The sequence below is a fragment of the Streptomyces odontotermitis genome, assembly GCF_050510915.1.
Taxonomy (GTDB): Bacteria; Actinomycetota; Actinomycetes; order Streptomycetales; family Streptomycetaceae; genus Streptomyces.
This window is the reverse complement of record NZ_JBNJLS010000019.1, coordinates 18,130-29,186: the sequence shown is the minus strand read 5'-3', so window position 1 is coordinate 29,186 and position 11,057 is coordinate 18,130. Positions and strand designations below refer to the sequence as shown.

8 protein-coding genes are annotated in these 11,057 nt (G+C 70.8%); 2 read left to right on the top strand and 6 right to left on the bottom strand.

Features of this window, described 5'->3' with window-relative positions; all coding sequences use genetic code 11:
• Positions 1 to 57 precede the first annotated feature (57 nt).
• Together ACQB60_RS35475 and ACQB60_RS35470 are read right to left on the bottom strand one after the other, a co-directional pair.
• Complete coding sequence (locus ACQB60_RS35475; RefSeq protein ID WP_496930230.1) at positions 58 to 2,328, bottom strand: serine/threonine-protein kinase; 2,271 nt, start codon at positions 2,326 to 2,328, stop codon at positions 58 to 60.
• 238 nt (positions 2,329 to 2,566) lie between these two features.
• Positions 2,567 to 4,276 (bottom strand): glycerol-3-phosphate dehydrogenase/oxidase, encoded by a 1,710-nt coding sequence (locus tag ACQB60_RS35470; RefSeq protein WP_496930229.1) that lies wholly within the window; start codon positions 4,274 to 4,276, stop codon positions 2,567 to 2,569.
• A gap of 229 nt (positions 4,277 to 4,505) precedes the next feature.
• On the opposite strand from ACQB60_RS35470, the gene ACQB60_RS35465 reads away from it, so the two are divergent.
• Both ACQB60_RS35465 and ACQB60_RS35460 read left to right on the top strand, forming a co-directional pair.
• Positions 4,506 to 5,762 carry a nucleotide sugar dehydrogenase gene (locus ACQB60_RS35465; protein WP_496930228.1) on the top strand — a complete coding sequence of 419 codons (1,257 nt, stop codon included), beginning with the start codon at positions 4,506 to 4,508 and terminating at the stop codon, positions 5,760 to 5,762.
• A 99-nt stretch (positions 5,763 to 5,861) separates the two neighbouring features.
• Positions 5,862 to 6,398 carry a hypothetical protein gene (locus ACQB60_RS35460; protein WP_496930227.1) on the top strand — a complete coding sequence of 179 codons (537 nt, stop codon included), beginning with the start codon at positions 5,862 to 5,864 and terminating at the stop codon, positions 6,396 to 6,398.
• 97 nt (positions 6,399 to 6,495) lie between these two features.
• Here the strand turns inward: ACQB60_RS35460 and ACQB60_RS35455 are convergent, their stop codons facing one another.
• From ACQB60_RS35455 to ACQB60_RS35440, 4 genes are all read right to left on the bottom strand, one after another.
• Complete coding sequence (locus ACQB60_RS35455) at positions 6,496 to 7,620, bottom strand: GuaB3 family IMP dehydrogenase-related protein (protein ID WP_496930226.1); 1,125 nt, start codon at positions 7,618 to 7,620, stop codon at positions 6,496 to 6,498.
• Positions 7,621 to 7,732: 112 nt separating this feature from the next.
• Positions 7,733 to 9,238, bottom strand: coding sequence for an IMP dehydrogenase (guaB, locus tag ACQB60_RS35450; RefSeq protein ID WP_496930225.1), 1,506 nt, complete (start codon positions 9,236 to 9,238; stop codon positions 7,733 to 7,735).
• Between the two features lie 175 nt (positions 9,239 to 9,413).
• A complete protein-coding gene (locus ACQB60_RS35445; RefSeq protein WP_127909693.1) occupies positions 9,414 to 9,989 on the bottom strand; it encodes a sigma-70 family RNA polymerase sigma factor in 576 nt (191 codons plus the stop codon).
• A 245-nt stretch (positions 9,990 to 10,234) separates the two neighbouring features.
• Positions 10,235 to 10,846, bottom strand: coding sequence for a response regulator transcription factor (locus tag ACQB60_RS35440; RefSeq protein WP_003948568.1), 612 nt, complete (start codon positions 10,844 to 10,846; stop codon positions 10,235 to 10,237).
• Between the last annotated feature and the right edge of the window lie 211 nt (positions 10,847 to 11,057).

Sequence of the window (11,057 nt, the reverse complement as noted above, 5' to 3'; positions counted from 1 at the left end):
GGTCCGGCTGCGCATAGTCCGCAGGCACTCACGATACGTGCCGAAGGCGAACAGCATTCAGGACTTCGGCTTGAAGGTCCGGGTGAGCGTCTTCCAGGTCGCCCGCCGGTCCTTGCTCCCCCAGTCGTCGGCCTTGGCCGTGTACATCATTCCGTAGCCGAGCCCGTCGTTGACGACGAAGCCCCTGTCTATCGACCGGTACTTCGTGCCTCCCTCGACGTAGGTGAACTCCCAGTCCGCCGTGTTCCAGCCCCGGAAGTCCACCTTCTCTATCCGAATCCGGTCATACTGCGCCCTGCGCATGTACGACTCCTGACTCTTCCAGTCCGCCACCGGGTCGTCCTTGGGCGTGTGCGTCCAACCCACCAGCAGCTTCTGCCCGTTGGGCCCGGTGAAGCGGGCACCCGACGCGCCGGTCGAGCCGTACTTCCAGCCCTTGGGCAGCCCGATCGAGAAGCCCTGACCGTGCTTGTACGTGGATGCGGCGCCGTCGTCCGAATCCTTGCCCTTGCCCTTGTCGCCGCCGTTCTTCGCCGGATCGTCCTGCCCGGCCCCGGAACCCTCGCCCTTACCCTCGTCCGGCTGCGTGCCCTGTCCGTCGCCCTTGCCGGAACCGTCACCCTTGGCCGGGTCCTTGTCCTTGCCGTCGCCCCCGGCGGCCCCGCTCGACGCGGTCTTGTCGCCGCCCTTGCTGTCCTTGCCGGAGTTGTCGCCACCGCTCAGGGCGATCGCGAGGACCGTACCGAGCACGGCCAGCGCGACCACCACGGACACGATCACCAGCGTCCGGCGCGGCACCACATCGGTGAGCGACGCCTTGGGCGGCCCGCCCGGCCGGGCCGGCATCGGAGTCGTCGCCGCGACTCCCGTCTTCGCCCCACCAGTTGTCCCCGCCGCCGACCCGGCCGACGAGGCACCCGCGCCCGCGGCCGAGGGCGAAGCCGACGGCACAGGCGGCACCGCACCGGCCCCGGCCGCCTTCGTCCCGGCCGCCTTCGTCCCGACCTCTGCCTGCCCGGCCTCAGCCGTCTGCCGACCAGCCCCGGCCCCGGCCTGCCGACCCGCCTTCGCCGCCTCGGCCACCCCGGCGCCACCCGCGGCCCCCTCAGCAGCCGCCCCCTTGGCACCGACCGAGCCACCGCTCCCGGCATCCGCATCGGCCTTCGCACCAGCGGCCTGCCCCGCACCGTCCTGCGCAGCAGCACCCTTGGCGCCCGCCGCCTTGGCACCAGCGACCTTCGCCCCGGCGCCCTTCGCGCCAACTGCCTTGACCCCGGCGGCCGAACCCGCCGCCGCGGCAGCCGCCTTCTTCCGCACCGACCGGAACGCCCCGCGAAGCCGCTCCGCCGCCTCCTCGCCCTTGCCGCCCCCAAAGGAGCCGCCCGAACCACCGGAACCAGAACCCGAACCGCCCGGAACCGGCGGCAGCGGCACGACCTTCGTCGCCTCGACCGGCTCGGCCGCACGCGGCTCGGGAGCGTGCAGCACCTCCGTGAGGAGCGCCCGCGCCCCGGCGTCGTCGAGCCGCTGCTCCGGGTCCTTGGCGAGCAGGCCGTAGATGACCTTCTCCAGCAACGGGCCCGCGCTCTCCGGCCGTTCGACCGGCTCGGTCATCACCGCGGTGAGCGTCGCGATGGCCGAACCCTTGTCGTACGGGGGCACGCCCTCGACCGCCGCGTACAGCAGGCCGCCCAGCGACCACAGGTCCGCCGCGGGGCCGGGCTTGTGCCCGCGCGCCCGCTCCGGCGAGATGTACGAGGGGGCACCGACGAGCATGCCCGTGGACGTGATCGACGGGTCGCCCTCGACCTGGGCGATGCCGAAGTCCGTGAGCACGACGCGCCCGTCCTCGGCGATCAGCACGTTCGACGGCTTCACGTCGCGGTGCAGGATCCCCTCGCGGTGCGCCGAGCGCAGCACGTCGAGGATCGCGAGGCCCACCTCGGCGGCCCGCCGGGGCGTCAGCGTGCCGTCCTCCCGGATGGCCTCGGCGAGCGACTTGCCCTCGACGAGCTCCATCACGATCCACGGCCGGTCGTCCTCGTCGACCACGTCGTACACGGTGACCGCGCTGGTGTTGCGGATCCGGGCGATCGCCTTGGCCTCGCGCAACGTACGCGTGATCAGGCGCCGCTTCTCGTCCTCGTCGATGCTGGAGGGGAAGCGCAGTTCCTTGACGGCGACCGTACGGCCGAGCGTCTCGTCCTTCGCGCGCCAGACCGTGCCCATGCCGCCGCGGCCGAGCACTTCTCCCAGCCGGTAGCGCCCGGAGAGGAGACGTTCGCTCTTGTCCTGACGGGCCTCACCCGTCTGCTCCGCGTCCGACATGCGTCCCCTCTGCTTGCTACCGCTGCGACCCGCGCAACCCGCCCTGACAGAGCCTTCATTGTCCCTCACGCGAGGACCGGTCGTCGCCGCGGGTCCTCAGTCCCCCACGAGAACCCGCACACAACCGACACCTGGCGGGCGTTGACCCCGGCCGAGCGCTCCGTCGCTCCTTAACCCCCCTTCACCCAAGCCGAGTTCTCCCTCCCGAGGAACCCTCCGTCCCTGCAGCCCACGGGTCTTACGACAGCGGCACGATGTCCGGCGCCCCGAGCCGCGCCGCGTCCGCCGTCAGGTCGTCCGGCTGCCGCTGGGACTCGCGCTCGGCCTCCACCCGCTTCTCGTAGTGCTGCACTTCGCGCTCGATCTGGTCCTTGTCCCAGCCGAGCACGGGCGCCATCAGCTCCGCGCACTCCCGCGCGCTGCGCGTACCGCGGTCGAAGGTCTCGATCGAGATGCGCGTGCGCCGCGTCAGGACGTCGTCCAGGTGCCGGGCGCCCTCGTGCGACGCCGCGTACACCACCTCGGCGCGGAGGTAGTCGTCGGCGGCCGGCATCGGCTCCCCGAGCGTGGGGTCCTTGGCGATGAGTTCGAGCACCTCCTCCGCCAGCGCGCCGTACCGGTTCAACAGGTGCTCCACACGCACCACATGAAGCCCTGTCCGGGCGGCGATCCTCGCGCGCGCGTTCCACAGCGCCTTGTAGCCCTCGGCGCCGACGAGCGGGATGTCCTCCGTGACGCAGTCGGCGACGCGCTGGTCCAGGCCGTGCACCGCCTCGTCCACCGCGTCCTTGGCCATCACGCGGTACGTCGTGTACTTGCCGCCCGCGACCACGACGAGCCCCGGCGCCGGGTGCGCCACGGTGTGCTCCCGGGACAGCTTGCTGGTCGCGTCCGACTCCCCGGCGAGCAGCGGCCGAAGCCCCGCGTACACCCCCTGCACGTCATCCCGTGAAAGGGGCACCGCCAGCACGGAGTTCACATGCTCCAGGAGATAGTCGATGTCCGCGCTGGAGGCGGCCGGGTGCGCCTTGTCCAGATCCCAGTCGGTATCAGTGGTGCCCACGATCCAGTGCCGCCCCCAGGGGATGACGAACAGGACGCTCTTCTCGGTCCGCAGGATCAGTCCGGTCGAGGAGCTGATCCGGTCCTTCGGCACGACGAGGTGGATGCCCTTGGAGGCCCGGACGTGGAACTGCCCGCGCTCGCCGACCATCGCCTGGGTGTCGTCGGTCCACACCCCCGTCGCGTTCACGATCTGTTTGGCGCGGATCTCGTACTCTCCGCCGCCCTCCACGTCCTGCACCCGGGCCCCGACGACCCGCTCGCCCTCCCGCAGAAAGCCGGTCACGCGCGCGCGGTTGGCGGCCTTCGCGCCGTACGCCGCCGCCGTGCGCACCAGCGTCGCGACATAGCGGGCGTCGTCCATCTGGGCGTCGTAGTACTGCAGCGCCCCCACCAGCGCGTCCTTCTTCAGGCAGGGCGCGACCCGCAGCGCGTGCTTCCGCGTCAGGTGGCGGTGCATGGGCAGCCCGCGCCCATGCCCCTTGGACATCGACATCGCGTCGTACAGCGCGACGCCCGATCCCGCGTACAGCCGCTCCCAGCCCTGGTGCTGCAGCGGATACAGGAAGGGCACGGGCTTCACGAGATGCGGCGCGAGCCGTTCCAACAGCAGCCCCCGCTCCTTCAGCGCCTCCCGCACGAGCGCGAAGTCCAGCATCTCCAGATAGCGCAGGCCGCCGTGGATCAGCTTGCTGGACCGGCTCGACGTGCCCGAAGCCCAGTCCCGCGCCTCCACGATCCCGGTGGACAGACCGCGGGTCACGGCATCGAGGGCGGTGCCCGCACCGACCACGCCCGCGCCCACGACCAGGACGTCAAGCTCCCGCTCGGCCATCGACGCCAGTGACTCGGCACGCTCCGCCGGCCCCAGAGTTGCTGTCCTCACCGCTGCCTCCCGTATGCGATCGGCTGTGGTCGCGCTCACATCATGCCCAGATTCTTCTCGACCTCGCTCCCCTCCGGCGCCACCTGTGGACAACACTCCGAGGTCGGGAGCAGGGCAATGCCGCAAATCGGTCATATTTACTCCTAGTCTGACATTGCGCTCGCCCACCTTGTCCACAGGGCTTGCGCCCACGTCCCGCTCCGGCTACTGGGAAGGACGGCCCACCGCCATGCCCGCAGATCTCGCCGTCATCGGACTCGGCCACCTCGGCCTGCCCCTCGCGCATGCCGCTGTCGCCGCCAACATCGCCACCGTCGGCTACGACCCGAGCCGCGCCACCGACCTCGCCGGCGGCCGCCTCCCCAGCGACGGCGGCGCCGAGGGCACCCTCACCGCCGCCGACGTCCGCCGGATGCTCTCGGGGGGCTTCCGGCCGACCGCCAACCCCGTCGAACTCGGCCGGGTCCGCACCGCCGTCATCTGTGCCCCCGCCCCACCGGCGGCGGACCGCACCCTCGACCTGAGCCAAGTGGCCGACGCCGCCCGCGCCCTCGCCGCACGACTGCGCCCGCACACCACGGTGATCCTCGAATCCCCCGTCTACCCGGGCACCACGGAGGAATTCCTCCGCCCCCTCCTCGAAGAGGGTTCCGGCCTGCGCGCGGGCCGCGACTTCCACCTCGCGCACTCCCCCGGCCGCCTCGACCCGGGCAGCCGCACCCACGGCTACGCGGTCACTCCCAAGGTGATCGGCGGCCTCACCCCCGCCTGCACCGAGTCGGCCGCCGCCTTCTACGGCCGCCTCACCGACAAGGTGGTCCGCGCGCGCGGGCCGCGCGAAGCCGAAACGGTCCACCTCCTCGAAACCAACTACCGGCACGTGAACATGGCCCTGGTCAACGAGATGGCGGTGCTCTGCCACGACCTCGGCATCGACCTGTGGGACGTCATCCGCTGCGCCGAGACCAAGCCCTTCGGCTTCCAGGCGTTCCGCCCCGGCCCCGGCGTCGGCGGCCACGGCGTCCCCCTCGACATCCCGGGCCCCGCGCGCGGGACCCGCCCCCTGCGCATGGTCGAACTGGCCGCCCAGGTCAACGACCGCATGCCCCAGTACGTCATCCAGCGCTCGGCGACCCTCCTCAACGAACACGGCAAGTCCGCCCGCGGCGCCCGCGTCCTCCTCCTCGGCGTCACCTACAAGCCCGACCTCGCCGACCAACAGGGCGCCCCCGCCCAGGAGATCGCCACCCGCCTCATGCAGATGGGCGCCACCGTCAGCTACCACGACCCCTACGTGCCGACCTGGAGCATCGTCGGCCACCCGGTCCCCCGCGCAGACTCCCTCTACGAGGCCGCCGCCGACGCCGACCTGACGATCCTGCTCCAGCACCACCGCACATACGACCTCCAGGGCCTGGCGGTAAAAGCCCAACTCCTCCTGGACACAAGAGGCGCAACCCCGGCAGGCGCGGCCCACCGCCTCTGAACCTTCGCGAATTCCCCCTGGGATCGTCAGCCCCGACTGCTACCGTGCGGCCTTTCTGCCGCACATCAGTGCGGCGGTTCACACCCCAGGGGGACACGCATGACCCAGCCACCGCAGCAGCCATACGGCCAGCAGCCCCAGCAGCCGTACGGGCAGCAGCCATACGGCCAGTTCCCGCAGCAACCGCCCCAGCAGGGCGGCTTCCCGCTGCCTCCGCACCCCGCGGCAGCCCGCACCGGCAACGTGGGCCTCGGCATCGGCGTCGCCATCGTCCTGCTGTTCGTCACGGCGGGCATCTACGGCGCCATCATGAAGGCCGTCGACCACGAGATCGGCTACGCGGCCTTCGGCGTCGGCGCCGTCATCGGCTTCGCCGCGGGCAAGCTGGGCGGACGCAACGTCGCGGTACAGGTCGTCAGCGCCCTGGCCGCCGTGGCCGCCGTGTACCTGGGCCAGCTCACCGGCTGCGCGATGGTGATAGGCGACGAACTCAACGTGTCGTTCTTCGAGGTACTCACCGACCACTTCGACTGGGTCAACCAGGTGTGGAAGCACGAGAAGGACGCCCTCACCTTCGTCTTCCTCGCCCTGGGCGGAGTCTCCGCCTTCGCCGCGGCCAAGCGGGCCGCCGACTAGGCACCGCCGCAGAACACGCAGAATGGGGTTGGGCCCACCAGAAGGTGGGCCCAACCCCTTTTTCCGCATATCCGCTCAAGCCGAGCGCAGCGTTACCTCACCGCTTGTGCTGCGCGTCCGCCACCGTCACCTCGACCCGCTGGAACTCCTTGAGCTCGCTGTAGCCGGTCGTGGCCATGGCCCGGCGCAGCGCCCCGAAGAAGTTCATCGAGCCGTCCGGGATGTGCGAGGGACCGGTCAGGATCTCCTCCGTCGTGCCGACCGTGCCGAGGTCGACCTTCTTGCCGCGCGGCACGTCCTCGTGGACGGCCTCCATGCCCCAGTGGTGGCCCTTGCCGGGCGCGTCCGTGGCGCGGGCCAGCGGGGAGCCCATCATCACCGAGTCCGCGCCGCAGGCGATCGCCTTCGGCAGGTCGCCGGACCAGCCCACGCCGCCGTCCGCGATGACGTGCACGTACCGGCCGCCGGACTCGTCCATGTAGTCACGGCGAGCAGCCGCCACATCAGCCACGGCCGTCGCCATGGGCACCTGGATGCCGAGCACGTTCCGCGTCGTGTGCGCGGCGCCGCCGCCGAAGCCCACCAGCACACCGGCCGCGCCCGTGCGCATCAGGTGCAGGGCGGCCGTGTACGTGGCGCAGCCGCCGACGATGACCGGCACGTCCAGCTCGTAGATGAACTGCTTCAGGTTCAGCGGCTCGGCGGCGCCGGAGACGTGCTCGGCCGAGACCGTCGTGCCGCGGATGACGAAGATGTCCACGCCCGCGTCGACGACGGCCTTGGAGAACTGGGCGGTGCGCTGCGGGGAGAGCGCGGCGGCGGTGACCACACCGGAGTCGCGCACCTCCTTGATGCGCTGCCCGATCAGCTCCTCCTTGATGGGAGCCGCGTAGATCTCCTGGAGGCGGCGGGTCGCGGTCTCGGCGTCGAGCTCCGCGATCTCGTCGAGCAGCGGCTGCGGGTCCTCGTACCGGGTCCAGAGCCCTTCCAGGTTCAGGACGCCGAGGCCGCCCAGCTCGCCGATGCGGATCGCGGTCTGCGGCGAGACGACGGAGTCCATCGGGGCCGCCAGGAAGGGCAGCTCGAAGCGGTAGGCGTCGATCTGCCAGGCGATCGAGACCTCTTTCGGGTCGCGGGTACGCCGACTCGGTACGACGGCGATGTCGTCGAAGGCGTACGCCCGGCGGCCGCGCTTGCCGCGCCCGATCTCGATCTCAGTCACTTGTGGGGCCTTTCCCTCTTGGTCTGCCCGTCCAGTATCCCCGACGCACGAGGAAGGGGCGGCCCCGGGAACTCCGGGGCCGCCCCTGCACCGCTCAGACGGTTACTTGCGGCTACTTACGGCTGTAGTTCGGCGCCTCTGTCGTCATCTGGATGTCGTGCGGGTGGCTCTCCTTGAGACCCGCCGAGGTGATCCGTACGAAGCGGCCGTTCGTCTGAAGCTCCGGAACGGTCCGGCCGCCCACATAGAACATCGACTGACGCAGCCCGCCCACCAGTTGGTGGACGACGGCCGACAGCGGACCCCGGTAGGGCACCTGGCCCTCGATGCCCTCGGGCACCAGCTTCTCGTCGGAGGCGACACCCTCCTGGAAGTACCGGTCCTTGGAGAAGGACTTCTGCTCGCCGCGCGACTGCATGGCGCCGAGCGAGCCCATGCCCCGGTACGACTTGAACTGCTTGCCGTTGATGAAGAGCAGCTCGCCGGGCGACTCCTCGCAGCCCGCGAGCAGCGAGCCCAGCATGACCGTGTCCGCACCGGCGACGAGTGCCTTGGCGATGTCGCCCGAGTACTGCAGGCCACCGTCGCCGATGACGGGGACACCCGCCTCCTTGGCGGCGAGCGACGCCTCGTAGATGGCCGTCACCTGCGGGACGCCGATGCCGGCGACCACGCGCGTGGTGCAGATGGAGCCCGGCCCGACACCGACCTTGATGCCGTCGACACCGGAGTCGATGAGCGCCTGCGCGCCGTCCCGGGTGGCGATGTTGCCGCCGATGACGTCGACACCGCTCGCATTGGACTTGATCTTGGCGACCATGTCGCCGACCAGCCGGGAGTGGCCGTGCGCGGTGTCGACGACGATGAAGTCGACGCCCGCCTCGATCAGCGCCTGGGCCCGCTCGAAGGCGTCCCCGGCCACACCCACGGCGGCACCGACGAGCAGCCGCCCCTCGGCGTCCTTCGCCGCGTTCGGGTACTTCTCGGCCTTGACGAAGTCCTTGACGGTGATGAGGCCCTTGAGGACACCCGCGTCATCGACGAGCGGCAGCTTCTCGATCTTGTGCCGCCGCAGCAGTTCCATGGCGTCCACACCGCTGATGCCCACCTTGCCGGTGACCAGCGGCATCGGCGTCATGACCTCGCGCACCTGACGGCTGCGGTCGGTCTCGAAGGCCATGTCACGGTTGGTGACGATGCCGAGCAGCTTGCCCGCGCCGTCCGTCACCGGGACGCCGCTGATGCGGAACTTGGCGCAGATCGCGTCGGCCTCGGCCAGCGTCGCGTCCGGATGCACCGTGATCGGGTCCGTGACCATGCCGGACTCGGAGCGCTTCACCAGGTCGACCTGGTTCGCCTGGTCGGCGATCGAGAGGTTGCGGTGCAGCACACCGACGCCGCCCTGCCGCGCCATGGCGATCGCCATGCGGGACTCGGTGACCTTGTCCATCGCCGCGGACAGCAGCGGGACGTTCACCCGCACGTTCTTCGAGATGTACGAGGAGGTGTCGATCTGGTCCGGCGCCATGTCGGACGCGCCGGGCAGCAGCAGCACGTCGTCGTAGGTCAGCCCGAGTGTCGCGAATTTCTCGGGCACTCCGTCGACGTTTGCAGTCATGACACCTTCCCCAAATGGCCTTGATCGGTGCGGATGTCCATGCTAACGGGATCCGAGGGTGTCTCATTCCACGGGCAAGATCATCGACAAGCTTTGTACGTTCGTACGGCAACGAAGCCGTCGTACGCGCGCCCGGAACCGCTCTCGACCGCCACTGCCCGGCCGCTCCGCCCGGCTACTGCTCGGCCAGGGCCCGCAGCCTGCTCAGCGCCCGGTGCTGGGCCACCCGCACCGCGCCCGGGGACATCCCCAGCATCTGCCCGGTCTCCTCGGCGGTGAGGCCGACGGCGATCCGGAGCAGCAGCAGCTCGCGCTGGTTCTCCGGAAGGTTGGCGAGGAGCTTCTTGGCCCACTCGGCGTCACTGCTCAGCAGCGCCCGCTCCTCCGGGCCGAGCGAGTCGTCCGGCCGCTCGGGCATCTCGTCCGAAGGCACCGCCGTGGACCCGGGGTGCCGCATCGCCGCCCGCTGCAGATCCGCGACCTTGTGCGCGGCGATCGCGAAGACGAACGCCTCGAAGGGCCGGCCGGTGTCCTTGTAGCGCGGCAGCGCGAGGAGGACCGCGACGCACACTTCCTGCGCCAGGTCCTCCACGAAGTGCCGCGCGTCGCCCGGGAGTCGGGACAGCCGGGTACGGCAGTAGCGCAGCGCGAGGGGGTGGACGTGGGCCAGGAGATCGTGCGTGGCCTGCTCGTCGCCCTCCACGGCGCGAAGGACGAGGGCACCGATCACCGTCGTCTTGTCATCGCGCATCGGTCCATGGTGCCTTGGCGCCGATTGATCCGTGGCACCGCGTCCGTAGTTGTGCACCGAAGCGTTATGAGTAGGTGCGCCAGAACTCATCCTGTGCGCCTCCCCCTCCCGCTCGACCGACTCGTCCCCGAGGAACTCCACACCTCAAGGATGCGGCATCGGCGGCGAAACAAGGAGCGGGCGTCCGTCGCCCCGCCCACCAGCACGCGGCGGGCGGGGATCGCCGAGCCCCCGCTGCGACACACCTAGCGGACCAGGCCCCAGCGGAATCCGAGCGCCACGGCGTGCGCACGGTCCGAGGCGCCGAGCTTCTTGAACAGCCGCCGGGCGTGCGTCTTGACCGTGTCCTCGGAGAGAAAAAGCTCACGCCCGATCTCGGCGTTGGACCGGCCGTGGCTCATGCCCTCGAGCACCTGGATCTCCCGCGCGGTGAGCGTGGGAGCGGCCCCCATCTCGGCGGACCGCAGCCGCCTCGGGGCCAGCCGCCAGGTGGGGTCGGCGAGCGCCTGCGTCACGGTCGCCCGCAGCTCCGCACGCGAGGCGTCCTTGTGCAGATAGCCGCGGGCCCCGGCGGCGACCGCGAGCGCGACCCCGTCCAGGTCCTCGGCGACGGTGAGCATGATGATCCGCGCACCGGGGTCGGCGGAGAGCAGCCGCCGAACGGTCTCCACGCCGCCCAGTCCGGGCATGCGTACGTCCATCAGAATCAGGTCCGAGCGGTCGGCGCCCCAGCGGCGGAGGACTTCCTCGCCGTTGGCCGCCGTCGTCACGCGCTCGACGCCGGGCACGGTCGCGACCGCGCGGCGGAGCGCCTCTCGGGCAAGCGGGGAGTCGTCGCAGACGAGGACGGATGTCATGGCCGCCCTCCGCAGCTGATGCGCGTCACCTTGAGCCTCCAGGCTGTACTTATTCGTCACCTGTGCGGTTGACGCTCTCGGACACCTGCCCGAGCGCTTGTTCTTTCAACCGCCTCCGCACTCTCAACGATGGTCACTCGAAAGAGTTACGGGTCGGGCGGCCGCCTTCGGCACTCTACGTGAGGGCGCGGACACAGTGCAGACAGCGCAA

Coding starts and splice junctions, on each gene's coding strand:
- ACQB60_RS35460 (WP_496930227.1), top strand. CDS start 5,862: ATGACCCAGCCACCGCAGCAGCCATACGGCCAGCAGCCCCAGCAGCCG.
- ACQB60_RS35440 (WP_003948568.1), bottom strand. CDS start 10,846: ATGACATCCGTCCTCGTCTGCGACGACTCCCCGCTTGCCCGAGAGGCG.
- ACQB60_RS35445 (WP_127909693.1), bottom strand. CDS start 9,989: ATGCGCGATGACAAGACGACGGTGATCGGTGCCCTCGTCCTTCGCGCC.
- ACQB60_RS35475 (WP_496930230.1), bottom strand. CDS start 2,328: ATGTCGGACGCGGAGCAGACGGGTGAGGCCCGTCAGGACAAGAGCGAA.
- guaB (WP_496930225.1), bottom strand. CDS start 9,238: ATGACTGCAAACGTCGACGGAGTGCCCGAGAAATTCGCGACACTCGGG.
- ACQB60_RS35465 (WP_496930228.1), top strand. CDS start 4,506: ATGCCCGCAGATCTCGCCGTCATCGGACTCGGCCACCTCGGCCTGCCC.